This is a genomic window from Williamsia herbipolensis (genome assembly GCF_036153515.1).
In the GTDB taxonomy this organism is placed as follows: Bacteria; Actinomycetota; Actinomycetes; order Mycobacteriales; family Mycobacteriaceae; genus Williamsia_A; species Williamsia_A herbipolensis.
Genome location: NZ_CP108021.1, coordinates 1 through 26,160, shown reverse-complemented (window position 1 = coordinate 26,160; position 26,160 = coordinate 1). Strand labels below are relative to the sequence as shown.

The window sequence follows — 26,160 nt, the reverse complement described above, 5'->3', positions numbered from 1 at the left end:
CACAGCATCGACGATGGTGTTTTACGCGTGTTGGATGGCGCCGATCGCGGGACCGAGGAACCGCGTGGACAGTCGTGCGAACGACACCGGGTCGCCGGTGGCGCGGAACACCCGCTGCGCAGTGCGATCGGTGTGCGGGTGCAGCAGGTCGCGCTGGGTCAGCACCCGCAGCACGTCCTTGGCGGTCTCCTCGGCGCTGGAGACGAGCGTGACGTCGTCGCCCATCGCGAGCTGGATGACCCCCGAGAGCAACGGGTAGTGCGTGCAGCCGAGGACGACGGTGTCGACACGCGCTTGCTGCAGCGGTTCGAGGTATCCCTCGGCGAGACCGAGGATCTGACGTCCCGAGGTGATCCCGCGTTCGACGAAGTCGACGAACCGGGGGCACGCCACCGAGGTGATCTCGAGATCGGTGGCCGCGGCGAACGCGTCGTCGTAGGCGCGTGAGGTGACCGTCGCCGAGGTGCCGATGACCCCGATCCGTCCCGAGCGCGTGGTGTTCACCGCACGACGCACCGCCGGCAGGATCACCTCGATCACCGGGATCGGGTAGCGCTCGCGGGCATCGCGGAGGCACGCCGAGGACGCGGTGTTGCAGGCGATGACGAGCGCCTTCACGCCGTGGTCGACGAGGTCGTCGGCGATCGCGAGCGCGTGGGCGCGGATGTCGGGGATCCGCAGCGGTCCGTAGGGACCGTTGCCGGTGTCGCCGACGTAGAGGATGTCCTCGTCGGGGAGCTGATCGACGATGGCGCGCGCCACCGTGAGTCCGCCGACACCGGAGTCGAAGATGCCGATCGGCGCGGCCTGCGAGGAGGTCGCGGCACTCGGATCGGGCTGTGTCACCGAGATGTGTTCCCGCCGTACATCGGCGGCGTGGCGGGCGCCGACCGGGCGCGGCGGCGGTCACGTCCGGCGAGCACCGACGCGGCCAACACCCCGCCGACGGCACCGAACAGGTGTGCCTGCCAGGAGATCTGGGGTTGGGTCGGGAGCACGCCCCACAGCACCGACCCGTAGATCAGCGCGAGCACGACGCCGAGCACGATCTGCAGCGGCGATCGGTTGAACAATCCGCGGACGAGGAGGAACGCGAGCCAGCCGAAGATGATGCCCGAGGCCCCGATGGTCGAGACGTGCGCGGGGCCGAACAACCACACACCGAAGCCGGAGACGATCCAGACGATCGCGGTGGTGATGACGAACCGTCGTGCGAGCAGCAGCAGGAAACCGAGCACCGCCCCCACCGTGGCGTTCGAGGTGAGGTGGTCGAACCCCGCGTGCAGGAACGGCGACCACACGATGCCGGCGAGCCCGTCGGACTCTCGCGGCACGATCCCGTCGTCGTCGAGTCGCATGTTCGTGGCCGCGTCGATGGCCTCGACGAGGTAGAGCACCCCGATGATCACGATCATCACCACCGCCGAACGGACCCAGAGGGCGCGATCGTGCAGCGGACCCGTTCGGCGGGGGTCCGGCGTCCCGAGCGGTGGGACCGGCGTCGGCGCGCTCATGAGGCGATCACCCAGCCGAGGTTACCGGCGTTCGTGCCCCGGAGGAGATGTCCCCCGAGGAGATGTCACCGGAGGAGATGTCACCGACGCGACGTCGAGGGCAACGTGTCGGCGAAGGTGGGGATCGTCGCCACCGCCGTCGCCGCGAGCACCGCGTTGACGATCGCCCGACGCACCACGACCGCGGCGGCCTCGGACAGCACGGCCACCGCCGCGACGTCGGGGTTCATCCCGGTCGGCACCGCCGCGGCGCGCACGGTCTCGACCGTCCCGGTGGACACCGCGAAGACGGTGTCGCCGTCGAGGGGTGAGTGGGCCGGACGGACCGCGTGGGCGATGCCGTCGTGCGCGGCCATCGCGATCCGTCGCGTCGACGCCGGGTCGAGGCGGGCGTCGGTGGCCACCACGCCGATGGTCGTGTTGAGCACCGTCGCCTTCGCGTGCAGTGCCCGATAGGCCTCGAGATCCTCCGGGGACGCCGGCCCCAACCCGAAGTAGTCGAGATCGGCCGGTCCGCACCCCCACGGCAGACCGGTGTCGGGGTCGATGACGTCGCCGACCGGGTTGGCGACCATCAGCGCCGCGATCGTGACACCGGGTGCGGCCGGGTGGTCGAGCACCACCGACGCCGTACCGACCCCGCCCTTGAGCACCCCGGCCCGGGCACCCGCACCGCCACCGACGGAACCCGACACGATGTCGGTGCTCGCCGCCGCGACCGCCGCGGCACCCATGGCCGCGTCGGGTCGGCAGGTCCAGCCCCCGACCGGCAGGTCGAAGACGACCGCCGCGGGCACGATCGGCACGACGTCGCCGAAGCCGTTCATCGGCAGCCCCACCCCGGCCTCGCCGAGTGCGGTCATCACGCCGTCGGCGGCGGCCAGTCCGTAGGCACTGCCACCCGACAGGACGATCGCGTGCGCGGTCTGCACCGTGTTGGCCGGGTCGAGCAGATCGGTCTCGCGTGTGCCGGGACCGCCTCCGCGGACGTCGACCGCGGCCACCGCACCGACGGGGAGCCCGACGACCGTGGTCCCCGTCGCCCACCCGGCGCCCGGTGTCTCGTCGGTCGCGACCGTCACGTCGTCGTCGATCCGGTGAGCCTGGCCGACCGTGACTCCGGCGACGTCGCCGAGGGAGTCACGCGGCCCGGGCACCCACCGTCGGCGTCGCTCGTCCGCCCCGGTCATCACCGCACCCGTCACTTCCCCATCAGGGCGACGACGAGCAGCTCCTGGACCACCGTGAGCCAGTGATAGACGTCGAGATGAGCGGCCTGGGGATCGTCGGGTGGCAGCTGATCAGGGGTGTGTTCGGTGACACCGAGCATGGCGCCGAGGGCGAGTCGCACGTCGTTGACCGCGGTGAGCCACTGCTCGGCCTGGGCCGGGGTCAGCGACACGTCGCCTCCTCCGGGCGGCAACGTGTCGAGCACGACCTGCGCCGCCGACATCTTGGTGGCGATGATGTGCGGTTCGTGCACGCTGCGCAGCGCCCCGTTGAGATCGCCGGTCACGGTGTCGGCGACCAGTTCTCGATCCTGATCGGGCCGGTGGAAATCGGGCAGCAGGCGACCGAGCGTGGCGTCGTCGGGAGGTGCGGAATGTCCGGTCTCGATGCCGGTGAGGGCCGACAGGTCATCGGTCGGCGCGCTCTGCGAGCGCTCGTCGAGCAGTTCGGTCATCGACCCGACGAGCGAGGCGATCAGCTCACTCTCGTGTGCGTCGAGCCGGGCGGTGATGCGCTGCGATCCACCACGTCCTCGACGTCTCCAGTTCTGCACCCGATCAGCTGTCGCGCTGCATGGTCGCCCACAGCCCCGCGGCGTGCAGTTTGCGCACGTCGAGCTCCATCGAGTCGCGGTCGCCGCTGGACACCACGGCCCGACCCTCGTTGTGCACCTGCATCATCAGCTCCGACGCCTTGGTCTCGGAGTAGCCGAACAGCTTCTGGAACACGTAGGTGACGTAGCGCATCAGATTGACCGGGTCGTCCCACACGATGGTGACCCAGGGACGGTCGATCTCGGTGTCCGTCTCGGCCGTGTCGGGGTCGGCGACCGCGGTACCGGCCGGGGTAGCCTCGTCAGAACCGAAAGTCGGCATCGGCGCTCGCCGATCCCGCCTCGGAGTCCGAACTCCTCGGAATCGTGCGGTCGTCATCAGTCCGCGCATGGCCCCCAGGGTAGGTGATTGTGAGCATCGACAACACAGCCATGTTCACCGATCGCTACGAGCTGACCATGGTCTCGGCAGCTCTGCGCGACGGTACGGCGCGGCGTCGTTGCACGTTCGAGGTGTTCGCGCGGCGCCTACCCGACGGCCGTCGTTACGGGGTCGTCGCCGGGACCGGACGGCTGATCGAGGCGCTGGCCGGTTTCCGGTTCGGTGAGGAGCAGCTGCGCAGCCTCGCCGACGTCGTCGACGACGCGACCCTCGACTGGCTGCGCTCCTACCGCTTCTCGGGCGACATCGACGGATACCGCGAGGGCGAGTTGTTCTTCCCCGGGTCACCGATCCTGTCGGTGCGGGGCACCTTCGCCGACGCGGTCGTGCTCGAGACTCTGGCGCTGTCGATCCTCAACCACGACAGCGCGATCGCCTCCGCCGCGGCCCGGATGGTGACCGCCGCGGGTTCCCGCCCGATCATCGAGATGGGATCGCGCCGCACCCACGAGTCGGCGGCCGTCGCGTGCGCCCGCGCGGCGTTCATCGCGGGCATGGCGTCGACGTCGAATCTCGAGGCGACCCGCCGGTACGGGGTCCCCGGCGCGGGGACCAGCGCGCACTCCTTCACCCTGGCCCATGTCGGGCTCGGCGGGGGCACGGGCGACGGGGAACGGGCCGCTTTCGCCGCCCAGATCGCGGCGCTGGGGGTGGGCACCACGCTGCTCGTCGACACCTACGACATCACCCGCGGGGTCGCGACCGCGGTCGAGGTGGCCGGCACCGGACTGGGAGGCGTGCGCATCGACTCCGGTGACCTCGGCGTGCTCGCCCGTCAGGTGCGCGCCCAACTCGACGACCTCGGCGCGGTGAACACACGCATCGTGGTCTCCGGCGATCTCGACGAGTACGCGATCGCCGCGCTGCGCGCCGAGCCGGTCGACGCGTACGGCGTGGGGACGCAACTGGTCACCGGCAGCGGCGCGCCGACCGCGGGCATGGTCTACAAGCTGGTCGAGGTCGACGGCGTGGGTGTGGCGAAACGGTCCAGCCACAAGGAGTCCCGCGGAGGGGCCAAGTCCGCCTCGCGCGCCGCGCGCGACACCGGCACCATCGTCGAGGAGATCATCCACCCGGCGGGGTCACCGGTCCCCCACACCGACGGACTCACCACCACCGCTCTCCAGATCCCGCTGGTGCGGGGCGGAGAACCGGTCGACGACCTGCCGTCGATCACCGACAGTCGAGAGCATCTCGCGTCCGCACTCGTCAGCCTGCCGTGGGAGGGGTTGAGCCTGTCGTCGGGTGAGCCCGCGGTCCCGACCCGCTTCGCCCTTCCGTGACCGCACTCCCCCCGGTCACCGAACTTCTCGCCTCGGCGGTGTCGGCCCTCGGCGGTCGCCACCGCGACGGGCAGCTCGCCATGGCGTCGGCGGTCGCGAACGCGATCGACACCGGCGAGCACCTGGCCGTCCAGGCCGGTACGGGTACCGGCAAGTCACTCGCCTACCTCGTGCCGGCACTGCGGCACGCCGTCGAGTCCGGTTCGACCGTGGTGGTGTCGACGGCGACGATCGCGCTGCAGCGACAGCTGATCGACCGCGACCTGCCCCGCCTGGCCACCGCGCTCCGGAAGCCGCTGGGCCGCGAACCGAGCTTCGCGATCCTCAAGGGCCGCGCGAACTACATATGCCTCAACAAGATCCACTCCGGCGAGGCAGAGGAGCAGACCGAGGAACTGTTCGACCCGTTCACCACCTCCCGGGTGGGCCGCGAGGTGGTGCGTCTGCGCGAATGGGTCAGCGACACCGAGTCCGGTGACCGCGACGACCTCCCGACCGCGGTGATGGACCGGTCGTGGCGGCAGGTCAGCGTGACCGCGCGGGAGTGCCTCGGTGCGGCCAACTGCTCCTACGGCACCGATTGCTTCGCCGAGCTCGCCCGCGGTCGGTCGTCGGCCGCCGACGTCGTGGTGACCAACCACGCCATGCTCGCGATCGACGCGATGAGCGGGTTCAACGTCCTGCCCGAACACGATGTCGTGATCGTCGACGAGGCGCACGAACTCGTCGACCGGATCACCTCGGTCGCGACCGCGGAGATCGCCTCGTCGACGGTCGCCGGCGTCGCGAGGCGGTGCTCGAAGTTGATCGACGAGGAGTTGGTCGACGACATCCACGGCGCCGGGGAACTCGTCGCCGCGCTGCTCGAGTCGACCGCACCGGGACGCTGGACGTCGTTGCCCGACGGCGCCGGGGCCACGTTCGCCGCCCTGCGCGACCGCTTGTGGCGGGCACGCTCGGCGATCGGCCCGGCGCGGGACGGCACCGATTCGACCGGTGCCGCTGCACGCTCGGCGGCGATCACCGCTCTCGACGACCTCCACGACAACGCCGTCCGACTGCTCGGTGCGTTCGACGAACCCGACGAGTCGAAGCGTCGCGACGTCGTGTGGATCGCCGAGGACCTGGTGCGCGACGAACGCCGGCGGACCCTGCGGATCGCGCCGCTGTCGGTGGGTGGACTGCTGCGGTCGTCGCTGTTCGCCGAGGCGACCGCGGTGCTGACGTCGGCGACTCTGACCGTCGGCGGCACCTTCGACAGCCTTGCCGCCAACTGGGGGCTGCCGATCTCCGGCCGCGGCGCCGACGCGTCGGCGGCCGTCCTCTCCGACCTCACGGCCACCGGCACCCCGACACCGGCCGACGGCGACACCATCCGGTGGCAGGGCCTCGACGTCGGGTCGCCGTTCGACTACCGCCGCTGCGCGATCCTCTACGTCGCCGCCCATCTCGACCCGCCGGGTCGCGCGTCGATCGCCGAGGCGACCCTCGACGAGATGGTGCAGCTCATCACCGCCGCCGGCGGACGCACCCTCGGCCTGTTCTCCTCCATGCGTGCGGCGAAGGAGGCCGCGGCCGCGGTCCGGACGCGCATCGACACCCCGATCCTGTGCCAGGGCGAGAACGCCACCGGCACGCTGATCGAGCAGTTCGCCGCCGACGAGGCCACCTGTCTGTTCGGCACGCTGTCGCTGTGGCAGGGCGTCGATGTACCGGGCCCGTCGTTGTCGTTGGTGCTGATCGACCGCGTCCCGTTCCCTCGGCCCGACGATCCCCTGCTCATCGCCCGCCAGAGCGCGGTCGCAGCCCGCGGCGGCAACGGGTTCCTGGCCGTCGCGGCGAACCACGCCGCCCTGCTGCTCGCCCAGGGCGCGGGGCGGCTGCTGCGCGCGACCGACGACCGGGGGGTCGTGGCGATACTCGACCCCCGACTGGTGACCGCGCGCTATGGCGGTTACCTGCGCGCATCGCTCCCGCCGTTCTGGCAGACCACCGATCCCGCCGTGGTCCGCGCGGCGCTGACCCGATTGCAGAGCGAGCCCACCACCGCCGGCTGATGCCAACGGCGCGTGTCGCCGACCCGGTGGGGAGTCCTGGCGCCAAACGCCCGCCGATCCCCTACGGTTGGAGGCGACCCACGCGAGAGCGAGCGTGAGCGCGTCCGACACCTGTCGCGGCGCGACCGAAGAGCACGAAGGGTGGCCAACGGGTGATCGGGCGCATCGGCATCGACGACATCGCGCCGGTGATCGACGCCGGACAGTTTCCTGCCAAAGCGGTTGTGGGAGAGTTCTTCCCGGTCAGCGCGACCGTGTGGCGCGAGGGACACGACGCCGTCGCGGCGACACTGCACGCCGAGGGCCCCCGCCGCGGGATGGTGATCGAACGCCGCATGTCCGCCGCGCACGAACCCGACACCTACAACGCGGCGTTCACACCCACCGAGGTCGGCTACTGGAGCTTCCGGATCGACGCGTGGAGCGACCCCTACACCACCTGGAACTCGGCGGTCACCAAGAAGCTCGCGGCCGGTCAGGGCCCCGAGGAGCTCGCCAACGATCTCGAGGTCGGGGCCCGACTCCTCGACCGCGCCCTCGAGCTGGTCGGTCCCGACCACCACACCCTCATCGCCGATGCCGTCGACGCCCTGCGCTCGGACCACGAGGTGGCCGTCCGTGTCCGCCCCGCACTGTCGCCCGAGGTCGTCGCCGTGCTCGACGAGTACCCGGTCCGCGACCTCGTGACCAAGAGCCGCTCATACCGCGTGTGGGTCGATCGGACGCGAGCCCTGTTCGGCGCCTGGTACGAACTGTTCCCGCGCTCGACCGGCGGGTGGGACAACGAGGGCCGACCGGTCCACGGGACCTTCCTCACCGCGGCCGAGGACCTGCCGAGAATCGCCGACATGGGGTTCGACGTGGTCTACCTACCGCCCATCCACCCCATCGGTCTGATGAACCGGAAGGGCCCGAACAACACTCTGACCCCCGGCCCCGAGGACGTCGGATCGCCGTGGGCGATCGGTTCGGCCGACGGCGGCCACGACGCGATCCACCCGGCACTGGGCAGTGTCGACGACTTCCGGTACTTCCTGACGCGCAGCTCCGAACTCGGGATGGAGGTCGCGATCGACCTCGCATTGCAGTGCGCGCCCGACCACCCGTGGGCCGCCGAGCACCCCGAGTGGTTCTACGTGCAGCCCGACGGGACGATCGCGTTCGCCGAGAACCCGCCGAAGAAGTACCAGGACATCTATCCCCTCAACTTCGACGACGACCGGGCAGGCATCTACCGGGCGGTGCTCGCCGTCGTCCTCTACTGGGTGTCGGTGGGGGTCAAGATCTTCCGGGTCGACAACCCGCACACCAAGCCGCCGGACTTCTGGGAGTGGCTGATCTCCGAGGTCAAGAAACGCGATCCGGACGTGTTGTTCCTGTCCGAGGCCTTCACCCGTCCGGCGCGGCTCTACGGGCTGGCCAAGCTCGGCTTCACGCAGTCGTACACCTACTTCACGTGGCGGACGGCGAAGTGGGAGCTCACCGAGTTCGGCACCGAGATCGCCGCGCATGCCGACGAGGCGCGCCCCAACCTCTTCGTCAACACCCCCGACATCCTGCACGAGAGCCTGCAGCACGGCGGGCCGGGGATGTTCGCGTTGCGGGCAGCGCTCGCAGCGACTCTCGCGCCCACGTGGGGCGTCTACAGCGGGTACGAGTTGTTCGAGGGACAGGCCGTGCGCCCCGGCAGCGAGGAGTACCTCGACTCCGAGAAGTACGAGTTGCGGCCGCGCGATTTCAAGGCGGCATCGTCGCGGGGTGACTCGCTGGAACCGTGGATCACCTCGCTCAACGAGATCCGACGGCGCCACCCCGCCCTGCAGCAACTGCGGAACATCACCTTCCATCACGTCGACAACGACGCACTGATCGCCTACTCGAAGGTCGACCCGACCACCGGCGACCGCGTCGTGATCGTCGTCAACCTCAACCCGTTCGGCGCCGAGGAGTCGACGGTGTGGCTCGACATGCCGTCCCTCGGACACGATTGGAACGACCGCTTCTCCGGTGTCGACGAGGTCAGCGGTGAGCATTTCCACTGGGGGCAGGCGAATTACGTCCGGCTCGAGCCGTGGCGCGCGGTCGCCCACATCGTCGCCCTGCCACCGCTGCCCGCCGACGTCGCGGCGCGCCTGGCGTTTCGTCTCCCCCCGAAGGACATCACCTCGTGAGCACAGTCGATCCCCCCACCCCGCACCGACCGACCGCGGCGGCCGACCCCGTGGACCCGGCGATGTCCGCGCAGGATCTGCACCTGTTGCGCACGGGGATCCACCATGATCCGCACTCGGTGCTCGGCGCGCATCCCGCGCCCGGACACACCATCCTGCGCACCCTGCGTCCCGACGCATCGGCAGTGGTCGCGATCATCGGTGGCGAGGAGTTCCCTCTCCGCCACCAGTCCGAGGGACTGTTCGTCACCGCGGTGCCCATCGTCGATCTCATCGACTATCGCTACCGCGTCAGCTACCCCGACGCTGCCGGTGGGACAACGGATTTCGTCGTCGCCGACGGATACCGCTTCCTCCCCAGCCTCGGTGAGCTCGATCTGCACCTCTTCGCCGAGGGGCGTCACGAACGACTGTGGGACATCCTCGGTGCGATCGGGCGCAGCTACGACACCCCCGACGGCACCGTCACCGGCACGGCGTTCTCGGTGTGGGCTCCCAACGCCCGCGGGATCACCGTCATCGGGTCGTTCGACGGCTGGGTCGGTCGCTCGACCCCGATGCGGTCGCTGGGGTCGAGTGGTGTGTGGGAGGTCTTCGTCCCCGACATCGGCCCGGGGACCCGCTACAAGTTCCGGATCGTCGGCAGCGATGGCGTCACCCGCGAGAAGGCCGACCCGATGGCGCGGTGCACCGAGGTGCCACCGTCGACGGCGTCGGTCGTCGCCGAGAGCGATCACCGGTGGACCGATGACGCGTGGACCGTGCGGCGCGCGTCGTCGACCCCGACCGACGAGCCGATGAGCGTCTACGAGGTGCACCTCGGATCATGGCGTGTCGGCCTCGACTATCGCGAACTGGCCACCGAGCTCGGCGAATTCGTCTCTCGCATGGGCTACACGCACGTCGAGTTGCTCCCCGTCGCCGAGCACCCGTTCGGCGGCTCGTGGGGCTACCAGGTCACGTCGTACTACGCGCCGACGTCGCGCTTCGGCAGCCCCGACGACTTCCGGGCGTTCGTCGACCATCTGCACGCACTGGGCATCGGCGTCCTCGTCGACTGGGTGCCTGCCCACTTCCCCAAGGACGACTGGGCGCTGGCGCGGTTCGACGGTCTGCCGCTCTACGAGCACAGCGACCCCAAGCGTGGTGAGCAACTCGACTGGGGCACATACGTCTTCGACTTCGGGCGTAACGAGGTCCGCAACTTCCTCGTCGCGAACGCGCTGTACTGGTTCGAGGAGTTCCACATCGACGGTCTCCGTGTCGACGCCGTCGCCTCGATGCTCTACCTCGACTACTCGCGCCCCGACGGCGGGTGGAGTCCGAACATCTACGGCGGACGCGAGAACCTCGAGGCCGTGCAGTTCCTCCAGGAGATGAACGCCACCGTCCACAAACATCATCCGGGCGTGGTGACCATCGCCGAGGAGTCGACGTCGTGGCCCGGTGTCACCCGCGCCACCAATCTCGGCGGACTCGGGTTCACGATGAAGTGGAACATGGGCTGGATGCACGACACGCTCGGATACCTCGGGCGCGATCAGATCCATCGCAGCCACCACCATCACGAGATCACGTTCTCGCTCATGTACGCGTGGAGCGAGAACTTCGTGCTGCCGATCAGCCACGACGAGGTGGTGCACGGCAAGGGGACGCTGTGGACCCGCATGCCCGGCGATTCGCACGCCAAAGCCGCCGGCGTCCGGGTCACGTTGGCGTACATGTGGGCTCACCCGGGCAAGCAACTGCTGTTCATGGGCCAGGATTTCGGGCAGGTGGCCGAGTGGTCGGAGGAGCGCAGCCTCGACTGGGACCAGCGCTCCGGCTGGGAGGGCGAACTGCACTCCGGGATCGAGTCGTTGGTCGCCGACCTCAACCGGGTTTACCGCGAGACCCCGGCGCTCTACACGCAGGACACCACACCCAACGGCTACTCGTGGATCGACGCCAACGACACCGCGAACAACATCATCAGCTTCCTACGCTTCGGCTCCGACGGCAGCGTTCTGGCCTGCGTGTTCAACTTCTCCGGCGTCACCCAGACCGACTACCGGGTCGGGTTGCCCACGGCGGGCCGGTGGACCGAGGTGCTCAACACCGATTCCCCGCACTACAGCGGGACCGGCGAGGGCAACATGGGCTCGATCGTCGCCGACGGCGACCCGTGGCACGGGCGTCCCACCTCGGCGCGGATGACGTTGCCCGCCAACGGCGCCATCTGGATCCAGCCCGCCGGCTGACCCACCGATCGGTCTCAGTAGAGGGCGCTGGCGAGCTTGCGACGGGCGGACACGACGAACGGCTCCGACGGATCGAAGAGCTCGAAGAGGGACAGCAGGCGTGTGCGGACCGCCGAGCGGTCGTCGCCGGAGGTCGCGCGCACCAGCGCGATGAGCCGGTCGAACGCGTCGTCGGGTCGCTGGTTGAGCAGCAGGACGTCGGCCGCGGCGAACTGACCCTCGATGTCGTCGGGTGCGGCGGTGTCGACCACGGAGGGGTCGGCGGCCTGCGCCCGGATGACGAACTCGATGTTGCGGGCGGCCGAGGCGGCCTCGACGTTGCCCGGTTCGGCCTGGGCCAGTGCCTGATACGCGGCGAGCGCGCCGTCGAAGTCACCCTCGTCGAGCTTCGACTCCGCCTCGGCCATCCGCGGGTCGACCGGATCGGGCGCCTCGGCACCATCGGCGGCGGGCAGACCGGTCAGGCGGTCACCGACCTTGGCGAGGATCTCGTCGACCCACGCGGTGATCTGGGCGGCGGGCTGGACACCCTGGAACGCGGCGACGGGCTGCCCCTGCGCGATCGCGACGACTGTGGGTACCGACTGCACACCGAAGGCCTGCGCGATACGGGGGTTGGCGTCGATGTCGATGGTCGCGAGGATCCACTGCCCGCTCGCCTCCTCGGCGAGACGCTCGAGCAACGGGGAGAGCTGCTTGCAGGGCTCGCACCAGGTGGCCCACAGATCGACCAGCACGAGCACCTGGTCGGAACGCGCGATGACCTCGGCCTCGAACGTGGCCTCGGTGACCTCGACGACGGCGGGTACCGCGGCCACGGTCCCTGCACCGTCGTTGCCGGCGGGCGGGCGCGGGGCCTGCGGTGTCGCGGGGCGGTTCCGAGCGGCGTCGGCGCGCTCCTTGAGAACCGACAGGTCGACGGCTCCGGTCATGGCGGCGGCGCGCGCGACGGCCGCGGCCTGCTGACGTGGTTGGGGTCGGGTCACACGTCCATTTTGGCACGCCCCGCCGACGGTGTTCCATCCCGTCGTGCGGTCCCCTCCGCCGACGCCGACGCCGGTCGACGCACCACCGAACCGGCGAGACACGCGAACAGCATCGCTGCCGCCGCGAGCCACAGCGCCGAGCCGAGGGTGGTCTCGTGGCTGATGAACCCGATGAGTGCCGGCCCCGCGAGCATCCCCAGGTACCCGCTGCCCACGACGGTCGAGATGACCCGTCCACTGGGTTGGTCGGTGACGTTGCCCGCGGCGGTGAACAGCTGCGGGACACCGCCCGCCACGCCGACGCCGAAGACCGCCCACCCCACGATCGCCACAGCGGGGACGGGCGCACAGATCACGACGGCCATGCCGACCGCAGCGGTCGCGGCGCCGGCGCGCACCACCGCGACCGGACCGAACCGGGCGGTGACGGAGTCCGCGGCGAAGCGACCGATGAGCATCGTCGCGCTGAACGCGCCGAAGGCGACCGCCCCGGCGGCGTCGGTGGTGCCGAATCGTTCGACGAGGTGCAGCGCACTCCAGTCGTAGGCGGTGCCCTCGGCCAGCATGAGTGCGAACGCGACGACCGCCATGAGCGCGATGCGCAGTCGACGTCCCGGCGGGAAGCGCTTGTTGGCGCCCGCGTCGGCCGGACCGTCGTCGGTCCGCGCCGATCCGACGACGAGGGAGGGCCGCACGCCGAGGATCGCGACGACGGACAGCACCGCGACGATGCTCACGGTGAGGATCACCGGGACGTCGGCGAACAGGGCGGCCGCGGCGATGCCGGAGCCGATCACGCCTCCGAGCGAGAAGTAGGCGTGGAACGACGACATGATCGGACGCCGGTAGGACTGCTCGACGACGACGGCCTGGGAGTTCATCGCGACGTCGATCGATCCGTTGGCGAGTCCGAACACGGCCAGCGACAGGGCGAGCTGCCATGCCGAGTGCGACAGGATCGGGCCGAGAGTGGCGGCGGCGAGCACGACGGCGGCGGTGACGATCAGCCCACGCGACCCCCATCGGTCGACGATCGGACCGCACAGTTGCATGCCCAGGAACGCGGCCCCGCCGAGGATGAGGAGCAGCCCGCCGAGGGTGTTGTGGTCGACGCCGGTCCGGTCGGAGATGACCGGGATGTGCGACACCCACATCGAGGCGAGCAACCCGTTGATGCCGAACACCGCGGACACCGCGATGCGGCGCCGACGCAGGGTCCGCGTGAGGGTGTCGCCGGGGGCGACCGTCATCGCAGGTGACTCTCGATCCGTTCGACCTTCGCGGCAAGTTGACCGTCGAAACCCGGCCGGATGTCGGCCTTGAGGACGAGCGACACCCGCGGTGCCAGGGCGGCGACGGCGTCGGTGGCATCGCGCACGACGGCCATCACCTCGTCCCAGTCGCCCTCGAGATAGGTGAACATCGCCGTGGTCTGGTGCGTCACGCCGGACGCACGGACCACGCGGACCGCGGCGGCCACCGCCTCACTCATGCCACCGTCGGCGTCCACCGAGTCGGCACCGGACGGGGAGACACTGAAGGCGACGATCATGACCCCACGGTCACACGGGTCCGACCGCCGCCGCAACCGGGTGTGCGCTCAGGCGACGCGCGCAGTGGTCGTGCCGGTGTCCGACAGCTCGGCGAGGTGACCGTGGCGAACGGCCCAACGCTCGAACACGATCGTGCCGAACGGCGGGATGCTGGAGATCAGCGCGAGGAGCGTCACCTTCCCCGCCCACTTCAACGACATCGCCGTCAGCAGCGACACGATCACGAACACCACGAAGACGATGCCGTGCACCATGCCGGGAACGGCGACCGCCTCGGTGTGCCCCAGGACCCACTTGAAGAACATCGCGATGAGCAGCGCCAACCAGGTGATGGCCTCGAGCACGGCCACGAATCGGAAACGCTTGGCGGTGGTCCGCAGGTCGAAGAAGGATTCCATGCCCACCATTGTGCCCGAACGCACCCGCGATTTACTACCGCGTGTAGTACAGACCTCGGTCGCGCCTCGGGACGGTCGCCCTACCGCACCTTCGGCACAGTCGCCCTATCGCGCCTTCGGCACGGTGACGATGAGGGCGTCGCCCTGCCCACCCGCCCCACACAGCGCCGCGGCACCGGTGCCGCCGCCACGTCGCGCCAGCTCCAGGGCCAGGTGCAACGTGATCCGGGCGCCGGAGATGCCGATGGGATGCCCGATGGCGATCGCGCCGCCGTTGACGTTGACGATCTCCGGGTCCACGCCGAGCTGATCGGTCGAGGCGAGTCCGACCGCGGAGAACGCCTCGTTGATCTCGATGAGATCCAGGTCGGTCGGGCTGATGCCCGCACGCGCACAGGCCTTGGCGATGGCGTTGGCCGGCTGCGCCTGCAGCGTCGAGTCCGGTCCGGCCACCACGCCGTGCGGCCCGATCTCGGCCAGCCACTCCAGCCCCAGCTCGGTCGCCTTCTCCTTGCTCATCACGACCACGGCGGCTGCACCGTCGGAGATCTGTGAGGCGTTGCCCGCGGTGATGGTGCCGTCCCTGCGGAACGCCGGCTTCAGCCGCCCCAGCGAGTCGGCGGTGGTGTCGGCGCGGATGCCCTCGTCCTCGGCGAACTCGATCGGGTCGCCCTTGCGCTGCGGGATGGAGACGGGAACGACCTCGTCGGCGAACAGACCGTTCTTCCAGGCGGTCGCGGCGCGCTGATGCGACCGCGCGGCGAACTCGTCCTGCTGCTCACGGGTGTAGGTGACGCGGTCGTTCTCCTGCTCGGTCAACGCGCCCATCGGCTGGTCGGTGAACGGATCGAAGAGGCCGTCGAAGGCCATGTGGTCCACGAGTTCGGTGTTGCCGTACTTGAACCCGCCGCGACTCCCCGGGAGCAGATGCGGCGCCTGGGTCATCGACTCCTGGCCACCGGCGACGATGCAGTCGAACTCGCCCGCACGGATGAGCTGGTCGGCGAGTGCGATGGCGTCGATGCCGGACAGACACATCTTGTTGATGGTCAGCGCGGCGACGTCCCACCCGATGCCCGCCTTGACCGCCGTCTGACGGGCAGGCATCTGGCCTGCGCCGGCGGTCAGGACCTGGCCCATGATCACGTACTCGACGGCCGACGCCGGCACCTTCGCCTTCTCGAGGGCACCGCGGATGGCGATGGCGCCGAGATCGACGGCACTGAAGTCCTTCAGCGAGCCCATCAGGCGTCCGACGGGTGTGCGCGCTCCGGCGACGATGACCGATGTCATGGCGACCTCTCGAGAAGATGTGGCGACCCGGGGCGGGCCGACCGATGGCAGGGCGATGTGGTGCGTGTGGTGCCACCGACACTCCAACGCTACCGTTGTCCGATGGTCTCACCAGCACCGAACCCCGCCTCAGGTCCCACCGCCCTGATCGGCGATCTCGTCACCGCGGTCGACCATGTGGGCATCGCGGTACCCGACCTCGAGGCGGCCAAGACCTGGTACGCCGACCACCTCGGTTTCGGGTGTCTGCATCAGGAGGAGAACACCGAACAGGGAGTCGTGGAGGCCATGGTCGGTCCGGCCGACGCACCGGCGACCGGCGGCACCCAGATCCAACTCCTGTCCCCGATCGACGAGTCGTCGACGATCGCGAAGTTCATCGACCGCAACGGTCCGGGACTGCAGCAACTCGCCGTGCGGGTCACCGATCTCGACGAGGTGGTGCGACGACTCACCGACGCCGGCCTGCGTGTGCTCTACCCACAACCGCGTCGGGGCACGGCCGGGTCGCGTATCAACTTCGTCCACCCCAAGGACGCCGGCGGGGTGCTGCTCGAGCTGGTCGAACCGGCCGCGCACTGACGACGTCCCGCTGCCGCGCCGGGGACCCGTCACCGCGGGCGCGCGACCTCATGGGACGACCTCCAACGGTGGTCGGCCGATCGTCCGGTTCAGCCGCACTGGACGTCTGAGCGCGACCCGCTCCGCGTAAACTCCTCCGCATGTCCGATCAGACCCACACCTCGTCGTCCGGATTGCCGTTCGCCATCGCGATGCGCGGGTACGACCGCGAACAGGTCGGTGAGTTCTTCGCCCGCACCGACGCCGAGATGCGCGTCATCGCCGCCGATCGGGACGCCGCGGCCGCCAACGCCCGTGAACTCGCCGAGCACCTCGACGACGCGCGCGACGAGGTCGAGCAACTGCGGCGCGAGGTCGACTCGTTGTCGGTTCCGGTCACCACCGCCCAGGGCATGAGCGACCGCATCTCGCGGATGCTGCAGCTCGCCGCCGACGAGGCGTCGGAGATGCGGGCCGACGCCCAGTCGGAGTCCGCAGAACTCCTGTCGGTGGCCCGACAAGAGGCCGCGCAGCTGCGTGAGGACGCCTCCGAGGAGGCCAATTCCCAGCTCGCGTCGGCGAAGGTCGAGGCGCAGCGCCTGCGCGGCGACGCGACGCGCCTCGAGGCCGAGGCCCGTGCGGCCGGCGAGGCCAACGCGACATTCATCGCCGAACGCACCGCAGCGATGGAGGCCGAGCACAAGCGGACCATGAAGGCCGCGCGTCTCGAGGCCGAGCGGATCGTCGCGAACGCCCGTGCCGAGGCCGAGGAGATCGACGTGCAGGCCCGCCGCGAGCGCGAGCGGGTCCAGGAGGACTTCGACGTCACGATGGCCGCCCGCCGCGACAAGGCCGTGCAGGCCATCAAGGAACTCGAGATCAGCTCCGAGACCACCGCGCGCGAACTCATCGACAACGCGAACGCGGAATCCGAACGCCTTCTCGCACAGTCACGTTCGATCGCGACCGAGCGCGTCACCCGGTCCGGCGAACTCGTCGAGAGCGCCCGGCAACTCCGCTCGCGCATGCTGGCCCAGCTCACCGAGGTCCGCACGCATCTCGACGACCTGCCGCGACTGCTCTCCGAGCTCGAGGACGAGAAGGATGTCGTCGACACCGACAGCACCGATCTGCTCAACCGGGGCCTGTCAGACGACGCCAAGGTCGTGCGCTCCACCGACGACGGTCGTGGCGGCGACACGGCCGGGGCGCAGGCCGATCTCAGCGAATCGACGCGCTGACACCCCGTTCTGTCGACCTTCGCTCTCGGTAGGCGGCGCAGGTCCTGGGTCAGCGGTATCCGGTGCGCGTGATGCGGCCGTTCCAGCAGCCGGTGTGCCAGTGGCGCCGGTCCTCGCCGTCGGGGTCGTCGACCGGCCAGGCCACCACATGGGCGGTTCCCGGGGCGATCGTCTGACGGCACCCCGGGCACAGGTAGGGCTTCGTGGCGCGCGACCCCGGGATCGGACGGACGTGGTGGTCGATGCCGAGGCCGGCCGGACCGCGCTCCACCCGGTGCAGGGCGCCGGACGGTGGTGTCGGTGGCGTTCCCCGATCGCGCCTGTTATGTCTGGGCACGGCTCAGAAGAGACGGAACTCGGTGCTCTCGGTTCCCCGGAGCGCGTCGTAGTCGAGCACCAGGCAGCGGATGCCGCGGTCCTCGGCGAGCGTGCGTGCCTGCGGCTTGATCAGCTGCGCGGCGTAGACCCCCGCGACGGGGGCCAGGGTCGTGTCGCGGTTGAGCAGCTCCAGGTAGCGGGTGAGTTGCTCGACGCCGTCGATCTCGCCGCGACGCTTGATCTCCACGGCCACCGTGCGACCGGCGGCGTCGCGACACAGCAGGTCGACCGGGCCGATGGCGGTCATGTACTCGCGACGGATGAGGGTGTAGCCCGGGCCCAGGGTCCCGACGTGTTCGGCGAGCAGTTCCTGTAGGTGCGCTTCCACGCCGTCCTTGATCAATCCCGGATCGACGCCGAGCTCGTGGACGGAGTCGTGATGGATCTGTCCGAGCAGGATCCGTAGTTCCTCGCCGGCCTTGTTGGTCACCACCCACAACGCCGAGGCGTCGCTCTCGGCAGGCGCCGGGTGTTCGACGAGCCAGCACGGTGGACTCATCCAGTTCAGCGGCTTGTAGGCACGGTCGTCGGCGTGCACGCTGACCGAACCGTCGTTCTTGATCAACAGCAACCGACGCGCCATGGGCAGATGGGCCGTCAGCCGACCCACGTAGTCCACTTGGCACTCAGCGATCACCAGACGCACCACCTCACCTTAGGGTGCATGCACCGCCGGTCATCGCACCGGCTCTCCGCTTGTGGGCGGCGCGCGTCGGAGGTGATGCTGTGGACGTGCCGACCGACCGCCAGTCCCCAGACCCGACCGCTGCAGACGCCACCCCCGTCGACGTCGCGACCGTGACCTCGCGGGAGGTCTACCGCAATGCGTGGATGTCGGTGCGTGAGGACGAGATATGTCGGCGTGACGGCACCGCCGGGATCTTCGGTGTGGTCGACCGACCACTCGGCGCGGTGGTGATCGCACGTCGCACACACGACGACGTCGTGCAGTTCTACCTCGTCGAGCAGTTCCGCTACCCGGTGTCGGCGCGACGCTGGGAGTTCCCCGCCGGGACCTCCCCCGACAGCGACGACGCACTCATTGTTGCGCGGCGAGAACTGCTCGAGGAGACCGGATTGGAGTCCGACGACCTCAGGGTCCTGTCGGTCATCGACGTCGCACCGGGCTTCACCTCCCAGCGTTCGGCCGTGGTGCTCGCCGACGATCCCCGACCGGGGACCGCACGCCTCGAACACGAGGAGCAGGACCTGCTCGGCCGGTGGTGGACACGAGACGAGATCGTCGAGGCGATCCGGACAGGCGGCGTCGTCGATGCACAGACCCTGGCCGCCTGGGCCTGCCTGTCGGTGTACGACGCCTGATGATGCGGTCGGTCAGGCGGTGCGGTCGGCGGCCCTCTTGAGGAGGATGTCCTCGGCACGCTCGATGGCCTCGGCCATCGACGAGACCGGGGCGTCGGCCGCGGCGGATCGGGCGGTCTGCCGGGCCCCGGCGTCCACCACACCGTCGGGGTCGACGATCACCCATTCGGTGTCGTCGGCCAACAGCGTGGCGCGCAGGCCCACGATGAACCGGCGCGACACGTCATCGATCACCCCGACCCGGGTGAGGTCGATCAGGATGACATCGGCGTCGGGGCGCAACGACTCCACACGGCGGACGACACTCTCGGCGCCGGAGAACGTCAGGTCACCCTGGAGTTCCAACACCCGAACACGATGCCGATGGGCCCGGAGGTAGGCGCGCTCGACCTCCGACCGACCGGCACCGAGGTCGAGCTCGTGCCCGTCGTAGGTCGAACGAATCGTCACACGGCTCTCGCGTGCGACGTTGAACATGTGCAGGCCCAGATCGTCGGAGAGGTGTCGACACGCCTCGACGCCGCGAACGCTGTTGCCGTGCTCGTCGAGCCGGGGCGAATACACGCCGATACCCAGTTGACCGGGTAGCACCGCGAGGATCCCACCGCCGACCCCGCTCTTGGCCGGTAATCCCACGGTCGTGACCCAGTCGCCGGCTCCGTCGTACATCCCGCATGTGGTCATCACGCTCAACACACGCCGCGTGACCGCGGTGTCGAGCATCCGACGACCCGTTCGAGGGTTCACCCCACCGTTGGCGAGAGTGGACCCGATGGCGGCGAGGTCGTCGGAGGTCACCGTCACCGAACACTGCCGTACGTAGAGGTCGACCGCCGCCTCGGGATCGGAGGGAAACACCCCGAAGCTCTCCAACATGTAGGCGATTGCCCGGTTCCGGGAACCGGTCGCCATCTCGGACCGATATACCTCGTCGTCCATGGTCAGGTGTCGCCCGGCGCAGCCGGAATAGAACTCGAGGATGAGCGCGAACGCCTCGTCCACCGCTGTGCCGGAGTCATCGCGAGTGCCCTCGTCGTCGTGCGGGCGCTGCAGGAGCAGCGCTGTCGCGGTGATGGCGCCGGCATTGATCATGGGGTTGCGGGGACGACGCGTCCGGTGGTCGACGCTGATCTCGTTGAACGCCTCACCGGAGGGTTCGACACCGATCTGCGCGTCGACGTCGTCGAATCCACGTTCACGGAGTGCCAATGCGTAGGTGAGTGCCTTCGATATCGACTGGATGGTGAACTCGATGGTGCTGTCGCCGACCGAGTAGACGTGACCGTCGTGCACGACCACCGACACACCGAATCGGTCCGGGTCCACCGCCGCGAGCTGAGGGATGTAATCGGCGAGTGTGCCGGCGTCCATCGGGGTGCACGCGGACTGGATGCGGTGCAGATAGGTCTCGACCACGGACGCCATGGGGCCATCCAAGCAGAAATGACCGAGGCCCCGAAGACGATGTCTTCGGGGCCTCGATACAAGTTGTGTTCGGCGGTGTCCTACTCTCCCACACTGATTAGGGTGCAGTACCATTGGCGCTGGAGGGCTTAGCTTCCGGGTTCGGAATGGGGCCGGGCGTTTCCCCTCCGCTATAGCCGCCGTAACAATGTGAAACCGTCACACCCCACGTGGTGGGGTGGTCACGATCCTTTATCAGGGGTCGTGTGTTGTTTCAGATATTGCACAGTGGATGCGTAACACGCTTGTATCAGTTGAAAACTGTTTGCGGGTTTTATGTGTTGTAAGTCCTCGGCCGATTAGTACCAGTCACCTACACCCATTACTGGGCTTCCAGTTCTGGCCTATCAACCCCATGGTCTGTGGGGGGCCTTAACCACGCAATGGTGGTGAGAAACCTCATCTTGGAACAGGCTTCCCGCTTAGATGCTTTCAGCGGTTATCCCTTCCGAACGTAGCTAACCAGCCGTGCTCCTGGTGGAACAACTGGCACACCAGAGGTTCGTCCGTCCCGGTCCTCTCGTACTAGGGACAGGTTTCCTCAAGTTTCTTACGCGCGCGGCGGATAGAGACCGAACTGTCTCACGACGTTCTAAACCCAGCTCGCGTGCCGCTTTAATGGGCGAACAGCCCAACCCTTGGGACCTACTCCAGCCCCAGGATGCGACGAGCCGACATCGAGGTGCCAAACCATCCCGTCGATATGGACTCTTGGGGAAGATCAGCCTGTTATCCCCGGGGTACCTTTTATCCGTTGAGCGACACCGCTTCCACTTGCCGGTGCCGGATCACTAGTCCCGACTTTCGTCCCTGCTCGACATGTCCGTCTCACAGTCAAGCTCCCTTGTGCACTTACACTCAACACCTGATTGCCAACCAGGCTGAGGGAACCTTTGGGCGCCTCCGTTACATTTTGGGAGGCAACCGCCCCAGTTAAACTACCCATCAGGCACTGTCCCTGAACCAGATCATGGTCCGAGGTTGAGGTATCCAATACGATCAGAGTGGTATTTCAACAACGACTCCACCCACACTGGCGTGCGGGTTTCACAGTCTCCCACCTATCCTACACAAACCGAACCGAACACCAATACCAAACTATAGTGAAGGTCCCGGGGTCTTTTCGTCCTGCCGCGCGTAACGAGCATCTTTACTCGTACTGCAATTTCGCCGAGTCTGTGGTTGAGACAGCAGAGAAGTCGTTACGCCATTCGTGCAGGTCGGAACTTACCCGACAAGGAATTTCGCTACCTTAGGATGGTTATAGTTACCACCGCCGTTTACTGGGGCTTAAATTCTCAGCTTCACCCCGAAGGATTAACCGGTCCTCTTAACCTTCCAGCACCGGGCAGGCGTCAGTCCGTATACATCGTCTTACGACTTCGCACGGACCTGTGTTTTTAGTAAACAGTCGCTTCTCTCTGGTCTCTGCGACCACCACCAGCTCAGACCGCAAAAGTCGTCACCAGCAATGGCCCCCCTTCTCCCGAAGTTACGGGGGTATTTTGCCGAGTTCCTTAACCACAGTTCTCTCGATCGCCTTAGTATTCTCTACCTGATCACCTGTGTTGGTTTGGGGTACGGGCCGTGTCACCACTCGCTAGAGGCTTTTCTCGGCAGCATAGGATCATGGAATTCGCCTCAATCGGCTACGCATCACCTCTCAGGCTATGTGAACGGCGGATTTGCCTACCGTTCGCCCTACAGGCTTACACCAGTACAACCACTGACTGGCCCCACTACCTTCCTGCGTCACCCCATCGCTTGACTACTACCACACAAGGTCCCATGCAGCCCCACACTCGAGACCCGAAGGTCTTCTCGGCGGTTTTGGATGGTTAGTACATGTGATTCATCACGGGCGCGGAAACACGGGTACGGGAATATCAACCCGTTGTCCATCGACTACGCCTGTCGGCCTCGCCTTAGGTCCCGACTCACCCTGGGCGGATTAGCCTGGCCCAGGAACCCTTGATCATTCGGCGGCGAAGTTTCTCACTTCGCTTTCGCTACTCATGCCTGCATTCTCACTCCCACACCCTCCACCACTGGATCACTCCGTGGCTTCCCTGGGTGCAGGACGCTCCCCTACCCACCCACACCACCACCAACAGACCCGTAGATCCGCTGGAGTGTCTTGTGTGAGTGCCGCGGCTTCGGCGGTGTACTTGAGCCCCGCTACATTGTCGGCGCAGGATCACTTGACCAGTGAGCTATTACGCACTCTTTCAAGGGTGGCTGCTTCTAAGCCAACCTCCTGGTTGTCTTCGCGACCCCACATCCTTTTCCACTTAGTACACGCTTAGGGGCCTTAGCCGGCGATCTGGGCTGTTTCCCTCTCGACTACGAACCTTATCGCCCGCAGTCTCACTGCCGCACTCTCACTCACTGGCATTCGGAGTTTGGCTGACATCAGTAACCTTGTAGGGCCCATCCGCCATCCAGTAGCTCTACCTCCAGTGAGAAACATGCGACGCTGCACCTAAATGCATTTCGGGGAGAACCAGCTATCACGGAGTTTGATTGGCCTTTCACCCCTACCCACAACTCATCCCCTCCATTTTCAACTGAAGTGGGTTCGGGCCTCCACGTCGTCTTACCGACGCTTCACCCTGGCCATGGGTAGATCACTCCGCTTCGGGTCTAGAACACGCCACTGAAGGTCGCCCTATTCAGACTCGCTTTCGCTACGGCTACCCCACAACGGGTTAACCTCGCGACGTGCCACTAACTCGCAGGCTCATTCTTCAAAAGGCACGCCATCACCACCGGCCCACCAAAGGACCCAACGGCTCTGACGGATTGTAGGCGCACGGTTTCAGGTACTATTTCACTCCCCTCCCGGGGTACTTTTCACCTTTCCCTCACGGTACTAGTCCGCTATCGGTCACCAGGGAGTATTCAGGCTTACCGGGTGGTCCCGGCAGATTCACAGCAGATTTCACGGGCCCGCTGCTACTTGGGAACCCATCAAGTGAGACCACACACTTTCAGCTACCGGACTCTCACCGTCTACGGCAGACCATTCCAGGCCACTTCACCTAGCATGTGATTTTTTTACTCACCCCCAGCACGGCAGCACTGAGAAGATGAACCCCACGACCCCACACAGACAACCCCTGCCGGGTATCACATCTGCATGGTTTAGCCTCTTCCGCTTTCGCTCGCCACTACTCACGGAATCACTGTTGTTTTCTCTTCCTGTGGGTACTGAGATGTTTCACTTCCCCACGTTCCCTCCACACCGCCTATACATTCAGCAGTGGGTAACACCCCATCACGGGTGCTGGGTTTCCCCATTCGGACACCCTCGGATCACAGCTCGTTTGACAGCTCCCCGAGGCCTATCGCGGCCTACCACGTCCTTCATCGGCTCCTGGTACCAAGGCATCCACCGTACGCCCTTACACACTTACAACAACCTACAAAACATTCAAAAAATAAAGATGCTCGCATCCACTGTGCAATTCTCAAACAACACACACCCACCACCCACACACCCCACCGACCCACGGCCGGCTGCTTCCAAGGCAGCGCAATGATGAGCATCAGAAAGAACGTGTGTTCTCTCAGGACCCAATAGTGTGTTGACCCCGCACCCAGTCACCCAGGCACGACACCCCCACCACCACAACATGATGTTGTAGCAGCAGAAGCTTGTTTATGTTTCACCCAATGAACAAACACCCACCGTGACACAAACGGCCACGAAACAGGCATGTTGTTTGCTCCTTAGAAAGGAGGTGATCCAGCCGCACCTTCCGGTACGGCTACCTTGTTACGACTTCGTCCCAATCGCCGATCCCACCTTCGACAGCTCCCTCCACAAGGGTTAGGCCACCGGCTTCGGGTGTTACCGACTTTCATGACGTGACGGGCGGTGTGTACAAGGCCCGGGAACGTATTCACCGCAGCGTTGCTGATCTGCGATTACTAGCGACTCCGACTTCACGGGGTCGAGTTGCAGACCCCGATCCGAACTGAGACCGGCTTTAAGGGATTCGCTCCACCTCACGGTATCGCAGCCCTCTGTACCGGCCATTGTAGCATGTGTGAAGCCCTGGACATAAGGGGCATGATGACTTGACGTCATCCCCACCTTCCTCCGAGTTGACCCCGGCAGTCTCCTGCAAGTCCCCGGCATAACCCGCTGGCAATACAGGACAAGGGTTGCGCTCGTTGCGGGACTTAACCCAACATCTCACGACACGAGCTGACGACAGCCATGCACCACCTGTACACCAACCACAAGGGGGGCTGTATCTCTACAGCTTTCTGGTGTATGTCAAACCCAGGTAAGGTTCTTCGCGTTGCATCGAATTAATCCACATGCTCCGCCGCTTGTGCGGGCCCCCGTCAATTCCTTTGAGTTTTAGCCTTGCGGCCGTACTCCCCAGGCGGGGTACTTAATGCGTTAGCTACGGCACGGATCCCGTGAAAAGGAACCCACACCTAGTACCCACCGTTTACGGCGTGGACTACCAGGGTATCTAATCCTGTTCGCTACCCACGCTTTCGCTCCTCAGCGTCAGTTACTACCCAGAGACCCGCCTTCGCCACCGGTGTTCCTCCTGATATCTGCGCATTTCACCGCTACACCAGGAATTCCAGTCTCCCCTGTAGTACTCAAGTCTGCCCGTATCGCCCGCACGCTTGATGTTAAGCATCAAGATTTCACGAACGACGCGACAAACCGCCTACGAGCTCTTTACGCCCAGTAATTCCGGACAACGCTCGCACCCTACGTATTACCGCGGCTGCTGGCACGTAGTTGGCCGGTGCTTCTTCTCCAGGTACCGTCAATCACTCTTCGTCCCTGGTGAAAGAGGTTTACAACCCGAAGGCCGTCATCCCTCACGCGGCGTCGCTGCATCAGGCTTGCGCCCATTGTGCAATATTCCCCACTGCTGCCTCCCGTAGGAGTCTGGGCCGTGTCTCAGTCCCAGTGTGGCCGGTCGCCCTCTCAGGCCGGCTACCCGTCGTCGCCTTGGTAGGCCATTACCCCACCAACAAGCTGATAGGCCGCGGGCCCATCTCGTACCGAAAAACTTTCCACCACCAGACATGCATCCAGAGGTCATATTCGGTATTAGACCCAGTTTCCCAGGCTTATCCCAAAGTACGAGGCAGATCACCCACGTGTTACTCACCCGTTCGCCACTCGAGTACCCCGAAGGGCCTTTCCGTTCGACTTGCATGTGTTAAGCACGCCGCCAGCGTTCGTCCTGAGCCAGGATCAAACTCTCCATGAAAAACCAGAGAAAAACACGCACCCCCCCAAAAAGAGAAGGCAACGCGGATTTCAACACAATCTTCCCAGCAGAGAAAAAATCCCAACCAAAAAAACAACTGACAACCACCCCAAAAAGGGCGGCATCAACAAAAAACAGTGCCGGACTCAAAACCGACACCACAAAAAATGGCATAAACAATCCATCAACACACTATCGAGTTCTCAAAGAACACACACCCA

Annotated in this window: 20 protein-coding genes and 3 rRNA genes; 7 read left to right on the top strand and 16 right to left on the bottom strand. The window is 66.7% G+C overall.

Translation table 11 applies throughout. The features are described from left to right. Positions 1-21: 21 nt before the first annotated feature. The 5 genes from murI to clpS all read right to left on the bottom strand — a co-directional run bounded on the left by murI (position 22) and on the right by clpS (position 3,619). Positions 22-846 carry a glutamate racemase gene (gene murI / locus OG579_RS00115; protein ID WP_328857663.1) on the bottom strand — a complete coding sequence of 275 codons (825 nt, stop codon included), beginning with the start codon at positions 844-846 and terminating at the stop codon, positions 22-24. Further along, positions 843-1,514, bottom strand: a complete 672-nt coding sequence (locus OG579_RS00110; RefSeq protein WP_045822320.1) for a rhomboid family intramembrane serine protease — start codon at positions 1,512-1,514, stop codon at positions 843-845. The genes murI and OG579_RS00110 overlap by 4 nt, the downstream gene beginning before the upstream one ends. An 80-nt stretch (positions 1,515-1,594) precedes the next feature. Beyond that, positions 1,595-2,704 (bottom strand): P1 family peptidase, encoded by a 1,110-nt coding sequence (locus OG579_RS00105; protein ID WP_328857662.1) that lies wholly within the window; start codon positions 2,702-2,704, stop codon positions 1,595-1,597. A gap of 11 nt (positions 2,705-2,715) precedes the next feature. Further along, positions 2,716-3,297, bottom strand: a complete 582-nt coding sequence (gene aosR, locus OG579_RS00100) for an oxidative stress transcriptional regulator AosR (protein WP_045822319.1) — start codon at positions 3,295-3,297, stop codon at positions 2,716-2,718. A 4-nt stretch (positions 3,298-3,301) separates the two neighbouring features. Next, the gene (gene clpS, locus OG579_RS00095) at positions 3,302-3,619 is read right to left on the bottom strand and encodes an ATP-dependent Clp protease adapter ClpS (protein WP_045822318.1); all 318 of its coding nucleotides are present in this window, start codon (positions 3,617-3,619) and stop codon (positions 3,302-3,304) included. An 89-nt stretch (positions 3,620-3,708) separates the two neighbouring features. Between clpS and OG579_RS00090 the strand changes: the two genes are divergently transcribed. The 4 genes from OG579_RS00090 to glgB all read left to right on the top strand — a co-directional run bounded on the left by OG579_RS00090 (position 3,709) and on the right by glgB (position 11,490). Then, positions 3,709-5,022: a nicotinate phosphoribosyltransferase gene (locus tag OG579_RS00090; protein WP_328857661.1), complete on the top strand. Its 1,314-nt coding sequence runs from the start codon at positions 3,709-3,711 to the stop codon at positions 5,020-5,022. Beyond that, positions 5,019-7,079 carry an ATP-dependent DNA helicase gene (locus OG579_RS00085; protein WP_328857660.1) on the top strand — a complete coding sequence of 687 codons (2,061 nt, stop codon included), beginning with the start codon at positions 5,019-5,021 and terminating at the stop codon, positions 7,077-7,079. Before OG579_RS00090 ends, OG579_RS00085 begins: the two co-directional genes overlap by 4 nt. Before the next feature lie 152 nt (positions 7,080-7,231). Then, on the top strand, positions 7,232-9,250 hold the full coding sequence (locus OG579_RS00080) for a maltotransferase domain-containing protein (RefSeq protein WP_045822315.1): 2,019 nt from the start codon (positions 7,232-7,234) through the stop codon (positions 9,248-9,250). Positions 9,251-9,312: 62 nt separating this feature from the next. Next, a complete protein-coding gene (gene glgB / locus OG579_RS00075; RefSeq protein ID WP_328859099.1) occupies positions 9,313-11,490 on the top strand; it encodes a 1,4-alpha-glucan branching protein GlgB in 2,178 nt (725 codons plus the stop codon). A 14-nt stretch (positions 11,491-11,504) separates the two neighbouring features. On the opposite strand, the gene OG579_RS00070 is transcribed toward glgB, so the two are convergent. From OG579_RS00070 to OG579_RS00050, 5 genes are all read right to left on the bottom strand, one after another. Further along, positions 11,505-12,422 (bottom strand): tetratricopeptide repeat protein, encoded by a 918-nt coding sequence (locus OG579_RS00070; RefSeq protein ID WP_328859098.1) that lies wholly within the window; start codon positions 12,420-12,422, stop codon positions 11,505-11,507. A gap of 50 nt (positions 12,423-12,472) precedes the next feature. Next, a complete protein-coding gene (locus OG579_RS00065) occupies positions 12,473-13,726 on the bottom strand; it encodes an MFS transporter (protein ID WP_328857659.1) in 1,254 nt (417 codons plus the stop codon). Beyond that, on the bottom strand, positions 13,723-14,028 hold the full coding sequence (locus OG579_RS00060) for a thiamine-binding protein (RefSeq protein WP_328857658.1): 306 nt from the start codon (positions 14,026-14,028) through the stop codon (positions 13,723-13,725). The genes OG579_RS00065 and OG579_RS00060 overlap by 4 nt, the downstream gene beginning before the upstream one ends. Positions 14,029-14,076: 48 nt before the next feature. Then, positions 14,077-14,436: a DUF3817 domain-containing protein gene (locus OG579_RS00055; protein WP_408068787.1), complete on the bottom strand. Its 360-nt coding sequence runs from the start codon at positions 14,434-14,436 to the stop codon at positions 14,077-14,079. Positions 14,437-14,532: 96 nt separating this feature from the next. Continuing rightward, positions 14,533-15,720, bottom strand: coding sequence for an acetyl-CoA C-acetyltransferase (locus OG579_RS00050; RefSeq protein WP_328857656.1), 1,188 nt, complete (start codon positions 15,718-15,720; stop codon positions 14,533-14,535). Between the two features lie 102 nt (positions 15,721-15,822). Here OG579_RS00050 and mce point away from each other — a divergent pair, with 102 nt between their 5' ends. Continuing rightward, complete coding sequence (mce, locus tag OG579_RS00045) at positions 15,823-16,302, top strand: methylmalonyl-CoA epimerase (RefSeq protein WP_045822310.1); 480 nt, start codon at positions 15,823-15,825, stop codon at positions 16,300-16,302. 140 nt (positions 16,303-16,442) lie between these two features. Beyond that, positions 16,443-17,522 carry a hypothetical protein gene (locus OG579_RS00040; RefSeq protein WP_328857655.1) on the top strand — a complete coding sequence of 360 codons (1,080 nt, stop codon included), beginning with the start codon at positions 16,443-16,445 and terminating at the stop codon, positions 17,520-17,522. 49 nt (positions 17,523-17,571) lie between these two features. On the opposite strand, the gene OG579_RS00035 is transcribed toward OG579_RS00040, so the two are convergent. Both OG579_RS00035 and nucS read right to left on the bottom strand, forming a co-directional pair. After that, positions 17,572-17,859, bottom strand: a complete 288-nt coding sequence (locus OG579_RS00035) for an ATP/GTP-binding protein (RefSeq protein WP_328857654.1) — start codon at positions 17,857-17,859, stop codon at positions 17,572-17,574. 3 nt (positions 17,860-17,862) lie between these two features. After that, positions 17,863-18,546 carry an endonuclease NucS gene (nucS, locus tag OG579_RS00030; RefSeq protein WP_045822361.1) on the bottom strand — a complete coding sequence of 228 codons (684 nt, stop codon included), beginning with the start codon at positions 18,544-18,546 and terminating at the stop codon, positions 17,863-17,865. A gap of 80 nt (positions 18,547-18,626) precedes the next feature. On the opposite strand from nucS, the gene OG579_RS00025 reads away from it, so the two are divergent. Further along, positions 18,627-19,223 carry an NUDIX hydrolase gene (locus tag OG579_RS00025; RefSeq protein ID WP_328857653.1) on the top strand — a complete coding sequence of 199 codons (597 nt, stop codon included), beginning with the start codon at positions 18,627-18,629 and terminating at the stop codon, positions 19,221-19,223. A 12-nt stretch (positions 19,224-19,235) separates the two neighbouring features. Here OG579_RS00025 and glsA read toward each other — a convergent pair whose 3' ends face one another. The 4 genes from glsA to OG579_RS00005 all read right to left on the bottom strand — a co-directional run bounded on the left by glsA (position 19,236) and on the right by OG579_RS00005 (position 25,939). Further along, a complete protein-coding gene (gene glsA, locus OG579_RS00020) occupies positions 19,236-20,648 on the bottom strand; it encodes a glutaminase A (protein WP_328857652.1) in 1,413 nt (470 codons plus the stop codon). Between the two features lie 67 nt (positions 20,649-20,715). Further along, positions 20,716-20,832, bottom strand: a 5S ribosomal RNA gene (gene rrf / locus OG579_RS00015). Between the two features lie 134 nt (positions 20,833-20,966). After that, positions 20,967-24,105: ribosomal RNA gene (locus OG579_RS00010) — 23S ribosomal RNA — on the bottom strand. Positions 24,106-24,423: 318 nt separating this feature from the next. Next, positions 24,424-25,939: ribosomal RNA gene (locus OG579_RS00005) — 16S ribosomal RNA — on the bottom strand. Together the 16S, 23S and 5S rRNA genes form the textbook arrangement of a ribosomal RNA operon. Positions 25,940-26,160 lie beyond the last annotated feature (221 nt).